This is a genomic window from Bradyrhizobium sp. Cp5.3 (genome assembly GCF_000426265.1).
Taxonomy (GTDB): domain Bacteria; phylum Pseudomonadota; class Alphaproteobacteria; order Rhizobiales; family Xanthobacteraceae; genus Bradyrhizobium; species Bradyrhizobium neotropicale.
Genome location: NZ_KE384516.1, coordinates 94,032 through 116,712, shown reverse-complemented (window position 1 = coordinate 116,712; position 22,681 = coordinate 94,032). Strand labels below are relative to the sequence as shown.

Annotated in this window: 22 protein-coding genes; 14 read left to right on the top strand and 8 right to left on the bottom strand. The window is 63.7% G+C overall.

Translation table 11 applies throughout. The features are described 5' to 3' along the window. Window positions 1–2: 2 nt before the first annotated feature. A complete protein-coding gene (locus tag K289_RS0143455) occupies window positions 3–242 on the bottom strand; it encodes a hypothetical protein (protein ID WP_027557016.1) in 240 nt (79 codons plus the stop codon). Between the two features lie 280 nt (window positions 243–522). On the opposite strand from K289_RS0143455, the gene K289_RS0143445 reads away from it, so the two are divergent. After that, window positions 523–1,815 carry a c-type cytochrome gene (locus K289_RS0143445; RefSeq protein ID WP_027557015.1) on the top strand — a complete coding sequence of 431 codons (1,293 nt, stop codon included), beginning with the start codon at window positions 523–525 and terminating at the stop codon, window positions 1,813–1,815. A gap of 6 nt (window positions 1,816–1,821) precedes the next feature. Here K289_RS0143445 and K289_RS0143440 read toward each other — a convergent pair whose 3' ends face one another. Both K289_RS0143440 and K289_RS0143435 read right to left on the bottom strand, forming a co-directional pair. Next, entirely contained in the window at window positions 1,822–2,115 is a 294-nt protein-coding gene (locus K289_RS0143440) for a hypothetical protein (RefSeq protein WP_027557014.1), read from the bottom strand. A gap of 3 nt (window positions 2,116–2,118) precedes the next feature. Next, window positions 2,119–4,089 carry a 4Fe-4S binding protein gene (locus K289_RS0143435; RefSeq protein WP_027557013.1) on the bottom strand — a complete coding sequence of 657 codons (1,971 nt, stop codon included), beginning with the start codon at window positions 4,087–4,089 and terminating at the stop codon, window positions 2,119–2,121. A gap of 63 nt (window positions 4,090–4,152) precedes the next feature. Between K289_RS0143435 and K289_RS0143430 the strand changes: the two genes are divergently transcribed. The 10 genes from K289_RS0143430 (at window position 4,153) to K289_RS0143385 (ending at window position 13,452) form a co-directional block, all read left to right on the top strand. After that, window positions 4,153–4,995 (top strand): biotin/lipoate--protein ligase family protein, encoded by an 843-nt coding sequence (locus K289_RS0143430; protein WP_027557012.1) that lies wholly within the window; start codon window positions 4,153–4,155, stop codon window positions 4,993–4,995. Continuing rightward, window positions 4,992–5,531 (top strand): DUF6505 family protein, encoded by a 540-nt coding sequence (locus tag K289_RS0143425; protein WP_027557011.1) that lies wholly within the window; start codon window positions 4,992–4,994, stop codon window positions 5,529–5,531. The genes K289_RS0143430 and K289_RS0143425 overlap by 4 nt, the downstream gene beginning before the upstream one ends. Continuing rightward, window positions 5,528–6,535, top strand: coding sequence for a DUF6352 family protein (locus tag K289_RS0143420; RefSeq protein ID WP_027557010.1), 1,008 nt, complete (start codon window positions 5,528–5,530; stop codon window positions 6,533–6,535). Before K289_RS0143425 ends, K289_RS0143420 begins: the two co-directional genes overlap by 4 nt. Beyond that, entirely contained in the window at window positions 6,532–7,047 is a 516-nt protein-coding gene (locus K289_RS0143415) for a DUF3305 domain-containing protein (RefSeq protein WP_027557009.1), read from the top strand. Before K289_RS0143420 ends, K289_RS0143415 begins: the two co-directional genes overlap by 4 nt. An 11-nt stretch (window positions 7,048–7,058) precedes the next feature. Beyond that, entirely contained in the window at window positions 7,059–7,685 is a 627-nt protein-coding gene (locus K289_RS0143410) for a DUF3306 domain-containing protein (protein ID WP_027557008.1), read from the top strand. A 130-nt stretch (window positions 7,686–7,815) separates the two neighbouring features. Further along, window positions 7,816–8,595: a Cro/CI family transcriptional regulator gene (locus K289_RS0143405; protein ID WP_027557007.1), complete on the top strand. Its 780-nt coding sequence runs from the start codon at window positions 7,816–7,818 to the stop codon at window positions 8,593–8,595. Between the two features lie 29 nt (window positions 8,596–8,624). Further along, complete coding sequence (locus K289_RS0143400) at window positions 8,625–8,843, top strand: twin-arginine translocation signal domain-containing protein (RefSeq protein ID WP_027557006.1); 219 nt, start codon at window positions 8,625–8,627, stop codon at window positions 8,841–8,843. Between the two features lie 2 nt (window positions 8,844–8,845). After that, window positions 8,846–11,788, top strand: coding sequence for a formate dehydrogenase subunit alpha (locus K289_RS0143395; protein WP_027557005.1), 2,943 nt, complete (start codon window positions 8,846–8,848; stop codon window positions 11,786–11,788). Window positions 11,789–11,800: 12 nt separating this feature from the next. Further along, window positions 11,801–12,397: a formate dehydrogenase FDH3 subunit beta gene (fdh3B, locus tag K289_RS0143390; protein WP_011088224.1), complete on the top strand. Its 597-nt coding sequence runs from the start codon at window positions 11,801–11,803 to the stop codon at window positions 12,395–12,397. A gap of 41 nt (window positions 12,398–12,438) precedes the next feature. Then, window positions 12,439–13,452: a formate dehydrogenase subunit gamma gene (locus K289_RS0143385; protein WP_027557004.1), complete on the top strand. Its 1,014-nt coding sequence runs from the start codon at window positions 12,439–12,441 to the stop codon at window positions 13,450–13,452. A gap of 29 nt (window positions 13,453–13,481) precedes the next feature. Here the strand turns inward: K289_RS0143385 and K289_RS52970 are convergent, their stop codons facing one another. The 5 genes from K289_RS52970 to K289_RS0143355 form a co-directional block, all read right to left on the bottom strand. Continuing rightward, window positions 13,482–13,604, bottom strand: coding sequence for a hypothetical protein (locus K289_RS52970; protein ID WP_256380050.1), 123 nt, complete (start codon window positions 13,602–13,604; stop codon window positions 13,482–13,484). Window positions 13,605–13,736: 132 nt separating this feature from the next. Beyond that, complete coding sequence (locus K289_RS0143375; RefSeq protein ID WP_156918517.1) at window positions 13,737–14,597, bottom strand: carbohydrate ABC transporter permease; 861 nt, start codon at window positions 14,595–14,597, stop codon at window positions 13,737–13,739. A gap of 90 nt (window positions 14,598–14,687) precedes the next feature. After that, on the bottom strand, window positions 14,688–15,803 hold the full coding sequence (locus tag K289_RS0143370; RefSeq protein ID WP_027557002.1) for a carbohydrate ABC transporter permease: 1,116 nt from the start codon (window positions 15,801–15,803) through the stop codon (window positions 14,688–14,690). An 88-nt stretch (window positions 15,804–15,891) separates the two neighbouring features. Further along, window positions 15,892–17,517: an extracellular solute-binding protein gene (locus K289_RS0143365; protein ID WP_027557001.1), complete on the bottom strand. Its 1,626-nt coding sequence runs from the start codon at window positions 17,515–17,517 to the stop codon at window positions 15,892–15,894. Between the two features lie 400 nt (window positions 17,518–17,917). Next, window positions 17,918–18,373 carry an RbsD/FucU family protein gene (locus K289_RS0143355; RefSeq protein WP_027557000.1) on the bottom strand — a complete coding sequence of 152 codons (456 nt, stop codon included), beginning with the start codon at window positions 18,371–18,373 and terminating at the stop codon, window positions 17,918–17,920. Window positions 18,374–18,472: 99 nt separating this feature from the next. Here K289_RS0143355 and xylB point away from each other — a divergent pair, with 99 nt between their 5' ends. The 3 genes from xylB (at window position 18,473) to K289_RS0143340 (ending at window position 22,616) form a co-directional block, all read left to right on the top strand. After that, window positions 18,473–19,918 carry a xylulokinase gene (xylB, locus tag K289_RS0143350; RefSeq protein ID WP_027556999.1) on the top strand — a complete coding sequence of 482 codons (1,446 nt, stop codon included), beginning with the start codon at window positions 18,473–18,475 and terminating at the stop codon, window positions 19,916–19,918. A 138-nt stretch (window positions 19,919–20,056) separates the two neighbouring features. Beyond that, on the top strand, window positions 20,057–21,580 hold the full coding sequence (locus K289_RS0143345; RefSeq protein ID WP_027556998.1) for a sugar ABC transporter ATP-binding protein: 1,524 nt from the start codon (window positions 20,057–20,059) through the stop codon (window positions 21,578–21,580). Continuing rightward, complete coding sequence (locus K289_RS0143340; protein ID WP_027556997.1) at window positions 21,573–22,616, top strand: ribose ABC transporter permease; 1,044 nt, start codon at window positions 21,573–21,575, stop codon at window positions 22,614–22,616. The genes K289_RS0143345 and K289_RS0143340 overlap by 8 nt, the downstream gene beginning before the upstream one ends. The last annotated feature ends 65 nt before the right edge of the window (window positions 22,617–22,681 follow it).

Genomic DNA, 22,681 nt, shown 5'->3' with positions numbered 1-22,681 from the left:
TCTCAAGGGCCCATAAAAATCGGGTTGATCCCAGCGGGATCGCCGAGCAGTCCGAAGGACTGAAGCAACTCGCGGTGGAGGTCAACCTCAAGGACAGCCAATAGCAGCGCTAGCACGGCGACGATGTAGATCAGCAGTGGCGAGGCGTCCCGGGCGGGCGAGTCGCGGTGTCGCGGCGGAAACACGCGAAAGTGCCACAACCGCGAGATGAGCTGCAGATATGTCTTCGGGTGAATCTGCATGTTTGGCCTCGATTTGTGAGGCGCCATAAGACTGCGATCATGTAGGTCGCCTTTCAAGGCGCGGCTTGTCGCACCTGAAACCAATGCGAGGTCCCCTCGTTGAGCTGGATCAAACGGGTGCGTTTTTGCCCAAGGGCCCCAAGCCAGTCGGAACGGACACGCGAGATCTGCAGAATGATCGCCGGCAGGAGCTGACGGGCGTCGCAGGTCGGCATTTGGCTGTGCCGCAAAAGCCAGGCAGAATGGCACGGGGCGTCGCTGTGAGTATCTCCGACGGCTAATGGATTTGACCTTGCGTCTCGCCACCGTGCTTCTGACGGCTTCGCTGCTCCTTGCGCTGCAGCCCGCGCAGGCGCAGTTGGCGGGACACGGCGGACCTGTCCGTGCGATCGCCGTTTCGGTCGATGGCAAGACTGTTCTGTCGGGTAGCTTCGACACCGCAGCGATCCGATGGTCCCTCGCAACCGAGTCCGCCGAGCAGGTCCTGCGCTTCCATTCGGGCGCGGTGAATGCGGTTGCCTTCCTCGGAGATGGAAGAATGGCAACGGCCGGTGCGGACGGCCAGATCGCCATCTGGGTGCCGGGCCGGCCGCAGCCGGACAGGGTTCTCGAGGGCCATGCGGGACCTATTGCCGGGCTCGCCGTTTCGCCTGATGCATCGAAGCTCGCATCAGCCTCGTGGGACCACACGGTGCGGATTTCATCGCTGATCGACGGTGGGACGCGCGTGCTGCAAGGCCACTCGCAAAACGTGAACGGCGTGGCCTTTGCCCCCGATGGAAAATCACTGGTGAGCGTGGGTTATGATCTCACGGTGCGGATCTGGCGCCTGCCGGACGGCAGCGCCGAGGTCGTCACGGTGCCGTCGCCGCTGAATGCCGTAGCCATCTCGCCTGATGGCGAAATCGTCACCGGCGCAGCAGACGGCAAGCTGCGCATGCTGAGTGCCGATGGCAAGGGAAACGGCGAGGTCATGGCCAGCGCCACGCCGATCGTTACCCTGGCGATCTCGCATGACGGCGCCTTGATCGCTGCGGCGGCGATTGACGGCACTGTGACGATCGTCGATCGCAAAACGCGCAGCGTGGTGCGAACGCTCGCCGGGCTCGGCATGCCGGTCTGGTCGGTTGCGTTCCTGCCCGATGGCGCGACGCTCCTGACCGGCAACGCCGACGGCAAGATCAGGCGCTGGAATGCACTGACCGGCGAAGCGATCGGTTTGAACGTGCTGGGCACGCCGGCGGATCCGCTCGCCGCCTATGCCGGCGATCACGGCGCCGAAATCTTCAGGGCCTGCGTCGCCTGCCACACATTGTCGGAGACGGAGGTGCAGCGCGCCGGCCCGACGCTTGCCGGGCTCTTCGGCCGGAGGATCGCTTCGCTGCCGGGCTACCGCTTCTCCGACGCACTCAGGGCGATGGACATTGTCTGGACGCCGGAGACTGTCTCAAAGCTGTTCGAAATCGGGCCGAACGCCTATACGCCCGGCACCAAGATGCCGGAGCAGCACATCGGCTCAGCCGAAGATCGCCGCGCGCTCACTGACTTTCTGGCGCGTGCGACATCGAAGTAGCTCGATCTAATACCCCGGCCATTGCTCTACGGGCATATTCGTCAGCTCAGGGCGCTCCTCGAGCATGCGAGCAACATCGATGCTGGGATGTTCCTTGAGCGCCGTCACGACACACTGGTTGACGTATTTGCGGCGTGACAGCCACTTGATCTTCTTGCCCTTTGCCTCCGCCTTGCAGGCGACGACCGCCTGTTTGAGCGCGACCTTTTCCGCCTTGGTGAGGGTGGCGGCGGGGACGGCCGTGCCGGCAAGCATCGTGGCGATAAGGCATGTCGACAGAACCGTCATGAAACGAGGCATCGGCTATTCCTTGTTCTCGCGTTGGCGCAGATAATCATCCGTCGTCCGTGGTGGCGCGCGTTCCGGAACGTCCTGGATCGGATCGAACTGCTGTTCGCTCATGACGATGACGCGGCAATCGGCGCACATGCGCAAGGCCTCGAGCCGTTTGTCGCCGGCAGGATACATCCAATGCCGGCCCTCGAGCTTTGCCGCGACCCGGTCGATCGTGCTCTTCACGCCGAACGGTGAGCCGCAGCGGATGCAAAGCGCGGGCTCTTCCTCCTTGATCACGACCGCGGGCGCACGGGCCGCGCGGAAATCGATCTGCGGCTTGAGCGTGATGACTTTTTCGGGGCACGTGCTCTGGCACAGGCCGCATTGCACGCAGGCGTCTTCGACGAATTTGAGCACGGGGCGGTCGGGATCGTCGCGGAGCGCGCCGGTCGGACAGACCGAGACGCAGGACAGGCACAACGTGCATCCCTCGGTATTGACGCTGATCGCGCCGATCGGCGCGCCTTGCGGCAGGGCGATCACGTCGACCGGCTTTGGCGCAAGGTGATGCAATTCGCTCAAGGCAAATCGCAGCAGATCGCGCCGCTTGCCGACCGTCTTGAAGGTTGCGGGCTGCACGACGCAATCAAGGGGCTCGATCGCGCTCAGTTGTGCACCGAGCACGTCGGGGTCGTCGGTCTCGATCGTCGCCACACGGCATCCGTCAAATCCGAGGCCAGCCAGAATGGCGTCTGCCATGGCGATCGTTTGCGACAGCCCGGTCACTGCATGTCGCGGCTTGGTGCGCAGCAGGAACCGCACGGCAGCCGCGCCATAGGCGAATGCGCCGATGATGGCCTCGAGGCCGACCTGCGTCAGCTCGTTGACGGCGAGGGGAAGCACGTTGGCCGGCAATCCGTCGCCATGACGGGCGAGCGCATCGATCAGCGGCGTGCCGTGCTGGCTGTCATGCAGCAGCAGCACCGGATGCGTGCCGCCAGCCTCGCGATAGGCGAGCAACATGGCGCGAAGGATCTGCAACTGGGTGTCGGCGGGCGGCAGCGCGTAGGATGCAGCGCCGGTGGGACAGGCCGCCGCGCATTGCCCGCAACCCGCGCAGATGTTTGCGTTGACAGCGACATGGTCGCCGTCCGGCGTGATCGCGCCGGTCGGGCATAAATCCAGGCAGCGATGGCATCCGATCAGCTTCGAGCGCGAATGCGCGCAGAGGCTGGGCGTGAAATCGACGTACCTCGGCTTGTCGAAACTTCCGACGAGATCGCGAGCGGCGAGCACGGCACGCAGCACGGAAGCGGGATCTCTCGGATCCGCGCGGAGATAGCCGTCCCGCAGGTCGTGCGCGGGAAACAGCGGCGCCTCGCCGGAGAGGTCGAGCACGAGATCGCAGCGTGAGGTCGCTCTGTTGCGCGGGGCTTCGAACACGAAACGGTCGCGCGAAGATGGGTGCGGCTGAGCGTAGTCGTCGATCGTGAGCTCGAAGGCGCCAAAATGTCCCCGCGCGTTGCGGATCGTGCCCTTCACGATCGGGAACACTGCCGTGCCAGGCGGCGTGACGTCTGCCGGCTGCTTGAGCATGACCGTGACATCGAGGTGATCCGCGAGCAGCCGCCCGGCTTCGATCGCGGCCTCGTCGCGCCCATAGATCAGGATGATGCCGTCGCTCGTCAAAGTGACCAACGGATAGTCCGGCGCGGGAATCTCAGCCGCCGCGAGCAGCGCCGCCATCTTCGGGCCCGCATTCGCGCCGTCGCGCGACCAGCCGGCCGTCTCGCGGATGTTGACGAAGCTGATGCCGCCAGGGCGTTCGCCGCTCTCGTCGGTGAACTGCGCGGCCTGCTGCGTGCAGGCGACCGTCAGCGGGCCGTCCGCCTTTGCGGCATTGCGGAAATGATCGAGTTCTGCGCCGCAGAGATGGCGATGGCTCCTGATCTCGCAATTGGGGCATCCACGCCGGATCGCGGCCACGTCAAGGCGCATCGTGTCTTCACACGAGCAGATCAGGACGGTCTTCGCTGGCTGCTCCAGGTGATCCCTCCGCCAGTGCGGCGCCGTCTTACGGACTCGCGCCGTTCCTGCACCTCGTATAGATTTTCACTATCGGGAAGAAAAGGAAAGTGGAGGACGGCCCTGCGGTCGACCCCAACCAGCCACGTTTCCCTGGCGGAACCGATCCATCTGCCGCCGCCATTCACGCTCGTCCGGTTGCGTGAGAGCGGAGACGCCTTTGCCCACGCTTGCCGCATTGCACCCAAAAGCGGCGCTGGGACGCTGGTGTGCGTCGGCCGGTTCGATCTTGCGGAATTCGCCGTGGTGCTCGAGCCGGGCGAACCCTTGAGCACCGCGCGACGCGCCTTCTACGCGGGCATGGTCGCGCTCACTGACGCTCTTCGCGCCTATGCGCCGCCGAACAAGACGGTCGCGATCGGCTGGCCCGACGCCGTCGAGATTGACGGGGGGCTGGTCGGCGGCGGGCGGATGGGATGGCCGTCGTCCGCGCGCGAGGATGAGCCGCCCGCCTGGCTGGTGTTTGGCGCGATGATCCGGACGGTCGCAATGGCCGACCAGGGGCCCGGCGTTCATCCGCTCGCGTCCGCGCTGGATGAGGAGGGGTTTGGCGAAGCGGGCGCCGTAGAGGTGACCGAGAGCTTCGCGCGGCATTTGATGCGCGTGATCGATAGCTGGCAGGTCGATGGCTTTGACGGCGTCGCGCGCGACTATCTCAGTCGCATGGCCCGCGAGCGGAAAACCGTCCTGCGGATCGATGATTGCGGCGATCTCCTCGCACGCCGCATCAACACTGACCGGACCGAGCGGAGCGAACTGGTCAAGGCGCTCGCCACGCCGTCCTGGCTCGATCCGAAGCTTGGAGGACTGCGGCTGTGAAACTGCTGCGCACCATCGCGCTCGATCCCTCCGACACTTTTGTGTTCGACGCGCCGGCCGAACCTGGCGAATGGGCCGTCTCCGGCGCGTTCCGCTTCTGCGACCAGGATCCGACGGCCATGAGCGGCAAGGCGCGTGCGGCCTTCCGCAGCGGCTTCCTCGGGGTGCAATCCTGGGGGTGGTCGACACTGGTGCAGATTGTGCCGGCAACCGACGACGATTGCCGGGCGTTGATCGAACTCCTCGCCGGGCAACTCATCGATCGTTTCGGCGCGCCGGATCTGGCAACCGCGCGGACGGCTGCGGAAGAGGAGGTCGCCTTTGCGCAGTCGCTCTGCACCCATCCGATCAGTTCGCTTATCGCGGTTCACCGTTCGGTGAGCGATGGCGAAGTTCGGGAGTCGTTCCGCAGGCTGCAACTGCGGGCAGGGCAGGGACACAGCAAGGCGTTCTCGTTCATGGAAGTCGAGGATGATGTCGAGCCCGACAGCGATCTGAGGCTTGCCGATATGAACCAGGAGCCGCGGCACCGATGAATGATTTCTGGATCGCGTGCGGCCACCATCTGCTCGATCGTGACGAGAGCGGCGGGCTTTGCGTCACCGACGAGTTCCTGAAAGCCTATTTCGTCCGTCCCGAGCTGATTCCGCCGGACGAAGCATGCCCGGTCGAGCGGCGGCTGCACCGCGAGCTGCTCGCCGTTCCCCGCCGGCCGGTCAGCGCGGACGAGATCGCTGCGATTGTCGATGCGGATGCGAGGGAGAACTGGCGGCTCGTGCTTGCCTATCGCGATCTGCTGGTGCGGCATCCGACGCTGGAGGCCGCCTATCTTGCAACCGTCCGGTCGGGGGCGAACGATGTGCCGCCGCTGTTCGTCAATCAGCTCGTGCACGTGATCCTGCGCAATGCGCTCGATGGCTGCGATGATCCGTTCGTGCTGCGCGCAGCCGAGCTGTTCTTCCGCCCGCAGCGTATCCTGCCGCAAGAACGGGCCCTGCTGCTCGGCGATGAAGAGGTCGTCGGTGGACAGAGCCCGACGCCAGTGCTCTCGCTGATGTCGATGCTGGGGGCAGTGACCGATGCCGAGCTGGACGTCTTGAGCGAGGACAATGCCGACGATTATTGGCCTAGAAGTGACCATTTTGACATGGCGTTCGACCTCACCGCGGGCGGCCGCGGGCCGAGCGCGCTGGCGCAGGCGATGGCGCGCTGGATCTCCCATCTGCTCGGGATCGACGTCAGCATCGAGCCGCTGCGCGAGCTGCGTGATGCGCACCTCACCTGGTATGTCGGGCTCGACACTGATGCGACCAGGCTTGGCGACCGTCTCTGGCACGGCGAGCGGCTCGATGATCGCAGCGCCGCACGCGTGCTCTCATTGTTCCGCCTGAGGTTTGCAGACACGAACGCGGCTGCAGCCGAGATGCAGGGTGAGCCGGTCTATCTCATTCTGTCGATGAGCTCCGATCACAAGCTCCGGATGAAGCCGCAGAACCTGCTGACGGGGTTGCCGATCAAACACCTGGAGATGGTGACATGAGCCCGGCCGCGCTGCCGCTTGTGCGCATCCCCGTCGGCATCGTGGTCGAGCGGCACAGGGCGGACTCGCCGTGGACCGACTTTGTCTGGCGTGCCGTCGCCGTGCTGCCGGACGAGCTGGACACAAAGCCCTGGACGGTGCTGCGCGAAGAGGACGGGACGACGTTGTTCTACGCCGGCAGCGCCATGGTCGATCTCTACAGTTCCGAGACGGCGCGCTATCGCGACAATCTCGCCTCGGGAAGTCCGAGCATCTGGACCGTATTGTCGCCGGCAGAAGGCGCCTGGCCCTATTCGGTGGCTGCCGCCACCGCCGATCCTGCCGAAGGCGAGGCGTTCACGGAAGCCGGTGCGAATCTTGTCGAGGCGGTTCCCATGCCGGAGATGCTGCGCGAGCAGATTGAAAGCTTCGTTGCCGAGCACCACGTCGAACGCGAGTTCTTCAAACGCAAGCGGCGGCAGGCCGATCCGGAGGCGCTCGCGCGCCGGCAGCATGAAGGCGGACACGAATGAGTGAGGACAAGTTGGGCGAGGACAAGTTTTTGGCACGCTGGTCCCGTCGCAAGCAGGAGGCAAGGGCGAACGCCACGCAACCGGCCCCGGCAACGCACGACGACATGCAAACAGCACCACCGCCCGTCGCGAAGGACGACGAAGCGGAATTCGACATCTCGAGCCTGCCTTCGATCGACTCGATCACATCAGCGACCGACATCAAGGCATTCCTCCGCAAAGGGATTCCGCAGGATCTGACGCGTGCGGCGCTTCGTCGCGCCTGGATCGCCGACCCCGCCATTCGCGACTTCGTCGGGCTTGCCGAAAACGCCTGGGACTTCAACGATCCGACCGCGATGCCGGGCTTTGGTCCACTGGATTGCTCCGAACAAGAGCTGGCTGCGTTCGTGGACAAGATCGTCGGCGGCCTCAGCAAATCAGCTGAGGCGCTGTCCGAGCCTCCGGTTGAAGTCACGGATTCTCCGCGGGAATTGCGCCAGGGCGTGACGTCGGACGCTGAGGTCGTCGCCGAAGAAGCCGCGACCACTGAACCAGCACCTGCTCCTGCTGCAACGCAACCAACTGTCGCTGAGAGCTCTGAAAGCGAACGGATGTTGGTTCGGCGCCACACGCATGGCGGCGCGCTGCCTCGCTAAACCCCCGACGAAAGGGCTATAGCCTCAGACTATGGGGCAATTGACCCCCCGCGGAACCGGGACTACGCTTCGCCTAGCGCTTTGTAACATAAGAAAAATCAAGCACCTCGGACTCTGATGGGAGGTCCACGTGCGTGATGATGGCCTTGAGCGAGCCATTGACGCCGCCGGCGGCGTTGCAGAGCTTGCGCGCAAAATCGGCATCAGCCAGCCGTCCGTTTCGAACTGGAGCAAGGTGCCCGCGCAACGGGTGATTGCCGTCGAAGCGGCCACCGGCGTATCGCGCAATGACTTGCGGCCTGATCTGTACAGCGAGCCGCTTTTGTCCAAAGAGGCGATTGATCCGGTCGATGCGGCACGTGCGCAGCAATATCTGTTACTCGCGACGCTGTTATCCGCGGCACCGTCAGGAAGACTACTCGATCAACTCTCAGCGTTGACCGGTGATGCGACGCCGCTCGGGCGCGCGCATGCCGAGCTGGCTGCAGCCGCCGCCAACGCGGTCGCAGCGAAGGTCGAACGCGAATATTTCGATCTGTTCATCGGCCTCGGCCGCGGCGAGCTCTTGCCCTATGCCTCCTACTACCTGACCGGCTTTCTCAACGAGCGGCCGTTGTCGCGCCTGCGCGCCGACCTCGCTGCGTCCGGGATCGCGCGCGTCGCGAATAATTCGGAGCCAGAAGATCACGCGGCCATTCTGTGCGAGATCATGGCAGGTTTCGCGGCAGGCCGCTTCGCGGCGTCGTTCGAGGCGCAGCGCGCCTTCTTCGAAAAACACGTCGCGCCCTGGATGGGGCGGCTGTTCGCCGACATCGAGAGCGCGGAGAGCGCCATCTTCTATCGTGCGGTTGGCGCACTGGGGCGCGCCTTCATCGAGATCGAGACGGAAGCATTCACATTCGCCAACTGACCTGCAACTGCAGGTCCAGGAGAGATGCGATGAGTGAAGACAGCAAAACCACAGTTGGGCGCCGCGCCTTTCTCCGCAAGGTCGGCATCGGCACGGTGGGCGCCGGCGCGACACTCGCGACACCGCTGGTCGGGTCCGCGCAGGCCGACAGCGAAACCAACGATGAGAAGCGCAAAGCGCGCTACAAGGAAACCGATCACGTCAAGGCCTTTTACCGCGTCAATCGTTATCCGGCTAAGGGGGGCTGACCATGCTGATCAAGCGAGCACACCAGCAGTCCCTGCGCCACGGTTCCGTTGCCGAGTCCCTCGCGGGGCAGGCTGGCGGTCTCGACCGCCGCAGCTTCTTGCGCAAATCCGGTCTTGCCGGCGGCGCGCTCGCCGCGCTCGGCACCCTGCCGGTCGGCAGCGTGCGCAAGGCGGAAGCGGCGATGGCCGGTCCGCTCACCGCAGGCGCGGCCGTCCGCAAGAGCATCTGCACGCATTGCTCGGTCGGATGCACGGTGACGGCCGAGGTCTTGAACGGGGTATGGATCGGCCAGGAGCCAAGCTGGGATTCGCCGATCAATCGCGGCTCGCATTGCGCCAAGGGCGCGTCCGTGCGCGAGCTCGTGCACAGCGAGCGGCGGCTGCGCTATCCGATGAAGCTGGTGGGCGGGCAGTGGACCCGCGTCTCCTGGGATACCGCGATCAACGAGATCGGCGACAAACTTCAAGCTGTACGTGAGAAGTCGGGTCCCGATTCCGTCTATTGGCTCGGCTCGGCCAAGATGACCAATGAAGGCGCCTACCTGTTCCGCAAGCTCGGCGCGTTCTGGGGAACCAACAACACCGATCACCAGGCCCGCATCTGCCATTCGACCACCGTCACCGGCGTCGCCAATACCTGGGGCTACGGCGCGATGACCAACAGCTACAATGATATCCGCAATGCGAAGACACAGGTCATCCTGGGCGGCAATCCGGCGGAGGCGCATCCGGTCTCGCTGCAGCATCTGCTCGAGGGCAAGGAGCTGCAAAAGGCCAACTTTGTCGTCATCGACCCGCGCCTGACGCGCACGGCCGCACACGCCACCGAATATGTGCGGATGCGGCCGGGCACCGACATCCCCGTGCTCTACGGCATCATGTGGCACATTCTTCAGAACGGTTGGGAGGACAAGGAGTTCATCCGGCAGCGTGTCTATGGATTCGACGATCTCAAGAAGGAGGTCGATAAATGGCCTCCGGACGAAGTCGAGCGCGTCACTGGCATTCCTGGCGAGCAGCTCAAGCGCGTTGCCAAGATGTTTGCCACCGAGAAGCCGGCGACGCTGATCTGGGCCATGGGCCAGACCCAGAAGACCGTCGGTACCGCCAATGTGCGGGCGAGCTGCATCGCGCTTCTGATGACCGGCAATGTCGGCGGACCGGGCAAGGGCGCGAACATCTTCCGTGGCCACGACAACGTGCAGGGCGCGACGGATGTCGGGCTCGATATCGTCACGCTGCCGTTCTACTACGGCCTCGCCGAAGGTGCCTGGAAGCATTGGTCGCGGGTCTGGGAGGTCGATTATGACTTCCTGAAGTCACGCTTCGATTCCAAGCAGATCATGGAAACCCCCGGCATTCCGCTGACCCGCTGGTTCGAAGCGGTGACGCTGCCGAAGGAGCAGGTCGCGCAGAAGGACAATGTGAAGGCGGTGTTCGTGCAGGGACACGCCTCCAACAGCATTACCCGCATCCCTGAGTCCCTCAATGGGTTGAAGGCGCTCGAACTGCTCGTCATCGCCGACCCGCATCCGACCACCTGGGCCTCGCTCTCCGTCGAGGCGGGGCGCAAGGATGGCGTCTACATTCTGCCGGTTGCCACGCAATTCGAGTGCAAGGGATCGCGCGTTGCCTCCAACCGCTCGCTGCAATGGGGCGAGCAGATCGTGAAGCCGATCTTCGAGTCGAAGGATGATCTCGAGATCATCTATCTGATGGCGAAGAAGTTTGGCTTCGCCGACCAAATGTTCAAGAAAATCAAGGTCGAGAACAATCTTCCTGAAGCAGAGGATGTGCTACGCGAGATGAATCGCGGAAGCTGGTCGACCGGCTATTGCGGACAATCGCCCGAGCGCCTCAAGGCGCACATGAAGAACCAGGCGAAGTTCGACATGCTGACGATGCGGGCGCCGAAGGACGATCCCGAGGTCGGCGGCGACTATTACGGTCTGCCCTGGCCATGCTGGGGATCACCGGAGGTCAAGCATCCCGGCACGCCCTTGCTCTACAATACCAATCTGCACGTGATGGATGGCGGCGGCACGTTCCGGCCGCGGTTCGGCCTCGAGCGCGAGGAGAAGCTGCCGGACGGCACGACGCGGAAGGTGAGCCTGCTCGCGGATGGCTCGTACTCCCTGGGGTCGGCAATCCAGGACGGCTATCCGGAATTTACGCTGGCGAGCCTGAAGAAGCTCGGCTGGGACACTGAGCTCACCGAAGCGGAAATGGCCGTGATCAACAAGGTCAATCCAGCCAATCCGGACACAGTGTCGTGGTCGCTCGACCTGTCGGGCGGCATCCAGCGCGTCGCGCTGGCGCATGGCTGCGTACCCTACGGCAACGGGAAGGCGCGCATGAATGCCTTCGGCTTGCCGGATCCGATCCCGGTCCACCGCGAGCCGATCTACACACCGCGCGTCGACCTCGTCGCCAAATACCCGACGCTGCCCGACGCCAAGCAGTTCCGGATGCCCAATATCGGCTTCTCCGTGCAGAAAGCTGCGGTGGAGAAGGGAATTGCAAAACAATTCCCGCTGATCCTGTCGTCCGGTCGTCTGGTCGAATACGAAGGTGGCGGCGAGGAGACGCGCACCAACCCGTGGCTCGCCGAATTGCAGCAGGACATGTTCATCGAGATCAATCCCGCCGATGCAGCCGAGCGCGGCGTCAAGGACGGCGGCTGGGTCTGGGTCACGGGCGCCGAGAACAATTCCAGGGCAAGAATGAAGGCGCTCGTCACCGAGCGGGTCGGCAAGGGCGTTGCCTGGATGCCCTTCCATTTCGGTGGCTGGCTTGCGGGCAAGGATCTTCGCGGCAACTACCCGAAGGGCACCGACCCGATCGTGCTCGGCGAAAGCGCGAACACGATCACCACCTACGGATACGATCCCGCGACGGGCATGCAGGAGCCCAAGGTCACTCTCTGCCAGATCGCGGCGGCATAAGGAGCAACGACGATGGCACGTATGAAGTTTCTCTGCGACGCCGACCGTTGCATCGAGTGCAACGCCTGCGTCACGGCCTGCAAGAACGAGCACGAGGTCCCCTGGGGCATCAACCGGCGCCGGGTTGTCACCATCGCCGACGGCAAGCCGGGCGAACGTTCGGTCTCGATGGCCTGCATGCACTGCACGGATGCGCCATGCGCGGCAGTGTGTCCGGTGAACTGCTTCTATACCACTGCCGACGGCGTGGTTCTGCACTCCAAGGATCTCTGCATCGGCTGTGGCTACTGCTTCTACGCCTGTCCGTTTGGCGCGCCGCAATATCCGAAGGTCGGCAATTTCGGCTCGCGCGGCAAGATGGACAAATGTACCTATTGCGCCGGCGGCCCCGAGGCCGATGGCAGCAAGGAGGAATACGAGAAATATGGCGCGAACCGCCTCGCCGAAGGCAAGCTGCCGCTGTGCGCCGAGATGTGCTCGACCAAGTCGCTGCTCGCCGGCGACGGCGAGATCATCGCCCAGATATATAAGGAGCGCGTGCTGAAGCGCGGCTACGGTTCAGGCGCGTGGGGCTGGAAGACCGCCTATCGCGAGACGATCGAGTCCTGAAGCAGGCCGCGGGCGACGCGGCACAGATGCGGGAGGAGTTCATGTCCTCATTTGCAAGGTTCATTCGTCCAGCCATCGGCGCGTGGGCGTTGCTTCTGTTGATCATGGCAGTTCCGACACCGTCGCTGGCCCAGCAGGTCAATCCGACGGCGAGCTCGGTCAACGAGCGCCAGTTGCTTCAGGAGATGGACCGGATCCAGGGACGCGTCAGCATTCCCGACCAGCGCTCCAGCGTGCTGGTGCAACCGGCTGGCCGGGAGTGGCGTGAATTCCGCAACGTCGCGCTACGGTGGATAGGCGGCGTTGCAATGCTCGGCATGCTGGCGGTGCTCGTGATCTTCTATTTGACGCGCGGCATGGTCCGCCTCGAAAGCGGACGATCCGGCCGCACCATCGTGCGATTCAACACCTTTGAGCGTTTCGTGCACTGGATGACTGCGACCTGCTTCGTCATCCTGGCGATCTCGGGACTGAACATCACGTTCGGACGGCCGCTGCTGCTGCCGCTGATTGGATTCGATGCCTTCTCCGAATGGTCGCAATGGGCGAAATTCGCCCACAACTATTTGAGCTTTCCCTTCACGATTGGCGTCGTGCTGATCTTTCTGATGTGGATCGGCGGCAATATCCCGAACAAGGTGGATCTGGAGTGGATCAAGCGTGGCGGTGGCCTGATCGGTCACGATCATCCGCCGGCGCGCCGCTTCAACGCCGGTCAAAAGGGCATCTACTGGATCGTTGTGATTGGCGGTGGCATCGTCGCTGCGACCGGGTATCAGCTCATGTTCCCGTTCTACCTGACGGGAATCGAGGGCATGCAGATTGCCCAGGTCGTTCACTCGATCGTGGCCGTGCTGTTCATCGCCGCGATGCTCGCTCACATCTACATCGGCACGATCGGGATGGAGGGAGCCTTCGAGGCGATGGGATCAGGTGAGGTGGATGTCAATTGGGCGCGTGAGCACCACAGCCTGTGGCTCGACCAGCAATCGGCACGGAGCGGCCCGAACGATTCTCAGCCGCGGCCCCGCCATGCCGCATCCGCAGCCGAATAGGGCAGCGAATAGAGCAGGCGGCGCATTGCCTACAGACGCACGCCCGTCGTCGCAAAAGCTTCGGCGACGGGTTGCTGTACGCTGTCGAGCACGACAACTCCAGCCGCAGCAATCACGATCGTCGCAACGCAGGCAAGGATGAAGGCCTTCATCGCTGTCCTCCAACAAGTGAGTCACAGATGACTATATAGGATGTCCGGTCGCGAAAAACGACCCATCTCCATCTGTCACTCTTGTCGGGCCGGTCGAACTCGCGAAGTGAGGGGCCCGGCTGGCCTTGCGAGCTACTTTCCCGCTCCCGTAGTCAAGCCGCTGACAATGTAGCGCTCGAGGAAAATGCCGATTAGGACGAGCGGGATGATCGCCGCCGTCGACAGCGCCGCCATCGACCACCAGTTGATGCCTTGCGAGCCGGTCTGGCTCGCCACCATCACGGGTAGCGTCTTGGCGTCCGTGCTGGTCAATAGCGCCGCGAAGAAATACTCGTTCCAGCACAGCACAAGCGAGAGAATGAATGCCGCCATCATTCCGGGGAGCGCGAGCGGCAGGATGATGCGAAGAAACGCGCCCCAGGTCGACAAGCCGTCCACAAAAGCGGCTTCATCAAGCTCGATCGGAATTGCGTTGAATTGGTCGCGCATGATCCAGATGACGATTGGCAGCACCGTCAGTGTGTAGAGCAGGATCAGGCCAAACGTCGTATCGAGCAGAGACAGTGCCTTGTACAGCACAAGGAACGGCAACGCGAGCACGACCGGCGGCAGGATAAGTTGGGACATAAAGAAGAACAGGATGTCGTCGTTGCGCATCCAGGCGAATTTGTAGCGGAAGCGGCTCAGGCCATAGGCCGCCAGCGATCCGAGGAGGAGCGCGAGCAGCGATGCACCGACCGAAGTGATGACGCTGTTGACGAAGCGGTTCACGAATTCGGAGCGCGCCGTCGAGGTGCCGAATAGCGTGTCCGGCGACAAGCCGAGCGAGCGCCATCCTTTCCAGTCCGGCTGAAAATCGACCCAGGGAATCAGGTGGGCCTGCGTCACGTCGACTGCCGATTTGAATGAGGTCGTGACGGTCCAGTAGATCGGGAACAGGCAGATGAACGTCCAGAACAGGAGTGCAGCGTAGATCAGCATGCGGCCCAGCATCCGCTTGGCGCGCGGTGCTGCAGGATGCCTTCGGACGGGCTTGGATGCTACGGTCGTTACAGCCAATCGAGCAACTCCCTTTGCGATACCCTACATGACCCTTTGCGTCCAGCGCTTGGCCAGCCGTAACAACAGCGTTAGCAGCACGATGATCAACAGCAGATAGGCCATAGCGAGCGCCGTGCCGTATCCGACATTCGAGCGGTCGCGGTAGACGCGGTAGATGAAGCTCGACACCGTGTCGGTTGCTCCTCCCGGGCCTCCCGCGGTGACGTTGATCACGATGTCGGCGAGCTTCAGCTTGAAGATGATGCGGATGATCAGGACGGTGATGCTGACCGGCAGCATGATCGGGAAGGTGACGTGCCAGAATGATTGCCAGCCATTCGCGCCGTCGACCTTGGCCGCCTCCTGCACCTCCTTCGGCATCGCCTGGAGGCCTGCGAGAAGGATGATCATGATGAAGGGGATCGAGACCCATGCGTCCATCGCCTGGATACTAAAGCGTGCCATCCACGGTGAGGCGAAGAAGGCCGGGTTTTCCCATCCGAGATAGCGCGCCAGCGTCGCCGCAGGTCCGAAGCGATACTCCAAAAGCGACTTGCCGATCATCCAGCTCACCGCGACAGGGCTGAGCATCATCGGCAGCAGGAAGACCACACGAAAGAACCTTCGTCCACGGACATCGGCACTGAGCAGCAAAGCAAGCCCAAACGCAATCGCATATTCGCCGAGCACTGCGACCGTGTAGAAGATCATGTTGCCCAGCGCGTTCCAGTAGTAGGTGTCGCTCAGCATTCCCCTAAGATTATCGAAACCGCTGAAACGCGGGCCGTCGATGGATGACAGATTCCAGTCCAGTGACGCGATGTAGAGCCCGAAAATCGTAGGAAATATTACGACCGCGACCGTGAAGAACACGGCCGGCAGCAGAAACAGCGCGCGCTGACCACGCTCGCCTCTGATGATGATTTGCCCGACCCCAAACGCGATAGCCCACAGCACGTAGGCGATCATGATCGGACGCCAATCCGAAAAGCCTGCCGCGATTGAACCGGTTGCGTGCAGTCCCTGCAGGAGGATCACGAGCAGGAGACCGAGCGAAGCGAACGCGACCAGCGCCCGACCTGCGTTCTTCCGGCTGACGCTAGCCCGCCGGGGGGCGGGCGCGAGGCGATCATTGCTCAAGTCGACCGAACTCTGCATCGCAATCCGACTCTGCGATCTTGCTAGAGGAGCTGGCGCCTGAAGCGGCGCCAGCCGGGGTTGGGAAGGGTCTCGCAGTCAAAAGAAGCTACGTGCCGAGAGACGCCTTGTAGAGCCCGATCTGCCGTTCGCGGCCGATCTGGTCGGTCAGCTTCTCCCAGGCGGCGGCGATGTTGTTCGCGCCGGTCTGGGCATCGACCCTGCCGGCGAAGATCTTCGTCAGCTCGTCTTCGGCGATGCTGTAATACTGGAAGATGCCGGGGATGCGCGGCTCCACTGCGCGGTTCGGATGATTGTAGGAGCCGAGCTGCGAGTTCAGATAGGAAGTGATGTATTTGCGGTCGTAGCCCGCGGCCACCCACTCGTCGAACTGGAAGTGGCTGGTGCGGTGGGCCTGGAAGCCCGAGGGATACATCACCATCCACAGCGACAGATCCTTGCCGCCGAGATGCGCGGCCGCGCTCCATGCCGCCTTGTGCTTCTTCTCGTCGCCATTGACCCGCGCCATGACGTAAACGCCCCAGCCGAGATAGGCGCAGTTCGGCGCATGGTTCGGCCCGCTCGCGAGCTTGTCCCACTTTCCCGTCTTCGAGTTATACACGTCGTCCGACCCAGGCAGGATGTCGAAGCCGACGACGTCGCCGACCACGGAAGTGTCGCTCGCCTTCGCCACCTGGCCGATGTCGCCCCACCAGGGGATCATCGAGCCGATGCCCGCCAGAAATTGTTGGAAGCCGGTGGTGTTCGGATCGGCATTGAGCTGATCGGCAGGTTCGAACGGCAGCGCGTCGATCACGTCCTGGATGGCGCGCACCCAGGCTGGATTGTTGATGCGCGGCTTCATCGTGTCGATGTCGAACAGCCAGGCCTTGTCATCAGGATGCTTGGCGTAGGCGGAGGCGCGGCTCGCCAGGAAATAGAAGCCGAAACCGCCCCAGGGCTTAGGCGCGTCGAGATAGCCGAACGCGTTCTGGTTCTTGATCTTCTTGCCCTTGAGGAATTTGGTCACGGCCTGCACCTGCTGCCAGGTTTTCGGCACACCCCATTCGCTGGTGTTGCCGGCGTCCTTCCAGGCCTTGGCGAGCGTTGGGTCGGAGAACACGTCCGTGCGGTAGTTGAAGTTGTGGCAGTCGCCGTCGATGGTGACGCGATAGGTCTTGCCGTCCCAGGTTCCGACCGGCGGCTTCAGGTAGTCGACATAGTCGTCAATATCGATCTGCTTCTTGACCCAGTCCGGCATCTCCGAGGCCAGCCCCTTGCCGCAGACGTCGCCTTCGAACGGCGCACCCATCTCCAGGATGTCGAAGTCGACCGTTCCGGTCGCGATCGCCTGCTGCAAGCGCGGATTGTAGTCGGCCTGGGCGAGATCGATCCAGGAAATCTTCGCGCCCGTATAGGCCTCCCATGGCTTCAGGAAGCCGCGGAACAGGAGATTGTGCAGGTTCTGATTGTTCAGTCCCATGAAGGAGAGCTCGACGCCCTTGAATTCGCCTTCCTTGATGCTCGCTTTGGTCGGGCCGAGGCAGAGCTCGCCGACTTTCTGCCAGTCGGCGTCGGTCGGCGCACCTTTGCCGACACCGGGAATTTGCGTGATCTGGGCGCGCAGATTGGCTTGGGCCAAGGCAAGCTCGGAGAACGTGCCGAGCGCGCCTGTCGTGCCCAACGCGGCCGCGCTGGCTGCGCCTTTCAACACCGTGCGTCGGTTCGGCTGCATTTCGGAACGCCGATCATGATCTTGGTGTTTCACCGCGATACCCTCCCTTGTTGACTTTCTTGATCTGAAGTCTGACTCACCGGAGCACTTCGAGATCGTGACGCTCGTGGACTTCGGTGTCGTCGTGATGGGTGACAGAGGCCGCCGTCGAGTATGCAACGGCACGAATCAAAGTCAACGAACGGACGCGGAGTTGAGGCCGCGCGTGGCGTCAATGACGAGCGACGAGCGGACTCGTCGCGATGCCGCGCTGCAAGACGAATGCGCCCGCGAGATGATGTTGCGATCGCCGATGATGGACGCGAGGTTCCGCGAGCGCGACATCGTCTCGATGTCACATTATGCCGGGGGTGCAGCCGTCGCCGTGGCCGCTGGGTGGGCTCAGCTTGAGGTGTTCACCTCAAGCCGCATCGGGCGGGATGACGCCCTTCTTGAAAATGAAGCAGCCGTAGAAGCGCCGTTCGCCGGTCTGGATCACGCAATAGGACTTCTTGGCGAGTTCATAAAAGGCAAACCGCTCGACCGATCCCATGGGAAACGAGCGTCCTTCCGCTGCATCGATTGTGGCCTGGACCTCTTGCTGCACCGGCGGGATTTCGTCGGGCTGGCCGACGATCTCCATGCGAGAGGCCGGCTTTTCGACAAAGCTGTCGAGCGGCAGCACCGAGAGGATCGCGCGCGCGGCGCGGCCGGCGGAGACGTTGTCGATGCGCAACAGCCGCCCCAGTACGGTCTGGCGGGCGACGGCGTCAGCGGGAAAATTGGTGTCGCAGAGCACGAGATCGTCTCCGTGCCCCATGGACCGCAGGGCGTAGAGTACATCCGCATTGAGAAGCGGGTCGATCGATTTCAGCATGCAGCGGCTCCCTTGACGCGATCAGGCTTCTTGGATTGATTGGACTATCCGACGTGGCGACGCCGTCGTCCATACCAACGTCAGCAATTGTAGTCATCCATGTATCTCGGCATCGACCTCGGCACCTCGGCGGTCAAGACCGTTCTCGTCGACGGGGCCCAGCGCGTGATCGCGAGCGAGAGCCGGCCGCTGACGACGGCCTCGCCGCTGCCGGGCTATTCCGAGCAGGATCCGGCGCAGTGGATCGATGCGACCTTTGCCACGCTGGATGCCCTGAAGGTGACGCATGCCGGCGAGCTGGCTGCGGTCGAAGGCATCGGACTGTCCGGCCAGATGCATGGCGCCACGCTGCTTGACGCCAGCGCAAAGCCGTTGCGGCCTTGCATCCTCTGGAACGACGGACGGTCCGCCGCCGAGTGTCGTATTCTGGAACAACGTTGGCCCGCCTTGCGTGCGACGTCGGGCAACAAGGCGATGCCCGGATTCACGGCGCCGAAGCTGCTCTGGATCGCGACGCACGAGCCCGAGATTTTTGCGGCGACGAAACTCATCCTGCTTCCGAAGGCCTATTTGCGCCTGGTCCTGACGGGCGAAGCGATCGAGGACGTCTCGGACGCATCGGGATCGCTGTGGCTCGACGCCGCGCGCCGGGACTGGTCGGATGCAGCGCTGGCTGCGACCGGCCTGTCGCGCGATCACATGCCGAGTCTGGTCGAGGGTTGCGCGCCCGCAGCAACACTGCGCAGCGAACTTGCGCAGCGCTGGGGCATGGCCAGGCGGCCGATGATCGCGGGCGGTGCCGGTGACAATCCAGCGGGCGCCATCGGCATCGGCGCGATCAGGCCGGGCACCGCGTTCATTTCGCTGGGAACATCAGGCGCTTTGCTGGCGCCGACCAGCAGGATTGCCGCCAACCCGGATCGCGCGGTGCACACGTTCTGCCATGCCATCCCCACAATGTGGATTCAGGCCGGTGCGATCCTCTCGGCGGCATCCTGTCTCGCCTGGATCGCACGCCTGTTCGGCGTCGCTGAGGCCGAGCTGCTGGCGCCGCTCGGGTCGCGCCCGCAGGCGCCGTCTCCTGTGAGCTTCCTGCCGTATCTCGCGGGCGAGCGAACGCCGCACGACGATCCCGTCGTGCGCGGCATGCTCGATGGTTTGAGCCACGGCACCGATCGTGGGGCGATCGTCCGGGCCGTGCTCGAGGGCGTCGCTTTCGCACTTGCGGACTGCCGGGACGTGCTCGCGGATGTCGGAATCGCGGTACCTGAAGCCGATGTCATCGGCGGCGGTTCACGGTCCCGGTTCTGGCTGTCGGTGCTGGCGAATGTTCTGAATGTTCCGATCCATCGCTTTGCCGAAGGCGAAACCGGCGCGGCGTTCGGTGCGGCGAGATTGGGGCGGCTTGCTGTCACGGGCGAGGCAATCGACGCCGTCTGCACCCCGCCGCGACGCGTCGAGACGTTCGAACCTGAACGCGTGCTCGTCGATGCCTATGCCGAGCGGCTTCCTGCCTGGCGCGAGCTGTACCGGCCGCGCCAGTAGCGTCGACCTGGCGTTGCACATACTTCGGTATGCCGTCTTCGGTATTGCCCTGTGCCGCGGCGTTTTGTTTAATGCGCGAACCGCGCTGGCAAAAAATCGAGACGCGGGTGGGAAACGCATTGTGCATCGGGAGGCACGATGAACGATCCGATCCTCGAGATGCGCGGGGTCTCAAAGTCCTTCTTCGGCATCAAGGCGCTGCGAGCCGTCGATCTCACGGTCTATGCCGGCGAAATCCATGCGCTGATGGGCGAGAACGGCGCCGGCAAATCGACGTTGATGAAGATATTGTCGGGCGCCTATCGCCCTGATCCCGGCGGCGAGATCCGCATCGAGGGCAGGCCGGCGCGGATCGAAGGCCCGCTGGGCGGCCGTGCCGCGGGCATCTCCATCATCTATCAGGAGCTATCTTTAGCCCCCAATCTCAGTGTTGCGGAGAATATTTATCTCGGCCGCGAGATCTCGCATTCGGGGTTGCTGGCGCGCGGCGCCATGCGCGAGGGCGTCGGCCCGATCCTGGAACGGCTGGGCGCGGATTTCCTGCCATCGACGTTGGTGGCGCATCTGTCGATGGGCCAGCGCCAGCTCGTCGAGATCGCGCGTGCACTGCACGCGAGGTCAAAGATACTGATCATGGACGAGCCGACCACTGCGCTGTCGGCCGGCGAGAGCGAGCGGCTGTTCGCGCTGGTCCGCCAGCTGCGCGCAGAGGGGTTCGCCATCATCTACATCTCACATCGTATGGACGAGGTCTACGCGCTGGGCGACCGCGTCACCGTTCTGCGCGACGGCCGTCTGGTCGGCTCGCTCGACAGGCCCGAGATCCGCGCCGATACCATCGTGCGGCTGATGGTGGGACGCGACGTCTCCTCTTTCTACAAGAAGGACCATGACCCGGAGGCGGGGCGGGGACATCCCGTGCTCGCAGCAATCGACATGGCCGACGGCCAGCGCGTCAAGGGTTGCTCCCTCACCGTGCACGCGGGCGAGGTGGTCGGCCTCGCCGGCCTGATCGGCGCGGGCCGCACCGAGCTTGCACATCTCATCATCGGCGCCTCGCCCAAAACCTCCGGCCGGCTCGAGCTGGAGGGACGCCCGATCGAGATTCGCACGCCCGGCGAGGCGCTCGATGCCGGGATCGCCTATCTGACCGAAGACCGGAAGGCGCTCGGCCTGTTCCTGGACATGTCGTGCCTGGACAACATCAATCTCGCGGTGCTCGGCCGCGATGCCAAGCTCGGCTATGTCCTCGATCGCGACAAGGCGCGCGACCGCGCCAGCAAGGCGTTTGCGGCGCTGGGCATCCGCGCCGCCAATGCCAGTGTCAACGTTGGCGCGCTCTCCGGGGGCAACCAGCAGAAGGTGCTGCTCTCGCGCTTGCTTGCGACGGCGCCCAAGGTCCTGATCCTCGACGAGCCGACCCGCGGCGTCGACGTCGGGGCCAAATCCGAGATCTATTCGATCATCGACAATCTTGCCAAGTCGGGCACTGCGACCCTGGTCATCTCATCGGATCTGCCGGAGATCATCGGCATCTGCGACCGCGTCATCGTCATGCGTGCCGGGCACATTGCCGGTGAGATCAGGCGGGAGGCGGCATCGCCCTTGAACCAGGAAGATATCATGGCGCTGGCGACCGGCATGGAGCAGCTCGATGCATGACAGTTCCTCGCAGGCAAAGGCAAACTCGGGCACGGCGGCCAGCGCCGCGGCTGCGCAGGAGACCAAGCGTCAGCGTTTGCGGCTCCTGATCCGTGCCGCCGGCATGCTGCCGGTGCTATTGGTCCTGTGCATCGGCTTTCATTTCCTGTCCGACGGCCGTTTCTTCACCGGACAAAATCTCGGAATCGTGTTGCAACAGGCCGCCGTCAACACCGTGCTTGCCGCTGGCATGACCTTCGTCATCCTGACCGGCGGCATCGATCTGTCGGTCGGCTCCATCCTCGCGGTCTCTGCGATGGCCGGGTTGACCATCTCGAAACTGCCCGACCTTGGTGCGCTCTGGCTCCCGGTTGCGGTGTTCACCGGCCTCGGCTTCGGCGTCGTCAATGGCGCGCTGATCGCGCTGTTGCGTCTGCCGCCATTCATCGTGACGCTGGGCTCGCTGACCGCCGTGCGCGGGCTGGCGCGGCTGCTCGGCGCCGACACCACTGTGTTCAATCCTTCCATTCCCTACGCCTTCATCGGTAACGGCTCGCTCACGCTCATTCCCGGTGTGATCTCGATTCCCTGGCTGTCGGTCATTGCGCTGCTCGTCATCCTCGTTTCGTGGCTGGTGCTGCGCCGTACGGTGCTCGGCGTGCACATCTACGCGGTCGGTGGCAATGAGAGCGCGGCGCGGCTCGCCGGCATCAAGGTTTGGGCTGTGCTGATCTTCGTCTACGGCGTGTCGGGATTGTTTGCCGGGCTCGGCGGCGCCATGCAGGCGGCGCGGCTTTACGCGGCCAACGGTCTTCAGCTCGGCCAGTCCTACGAGCTCGACGCCATCACCGCAGTGATCCTCGGCGGCACCTCCTTCGTCGGCGGTATCGGCTCGATCTGGGGAACGCTGGTCGGCGCGCTGATCATTGCTGTTCTCTCGAACGGCCTGATTCTGATCGGCGTATCCGACATCTGGCAATATGTGATCAAGGGTCTGGTGATCATCGGAGCCGTGGCGCTGGATCGCTACCGGCTGCAAGGCTCCGCCAGAACCTAAAAGGCTCGACGCGCACTTGAGCGCGCTGCGCCCGATGCGAAGTTCCGCTGCGGCAACTGGTCTGC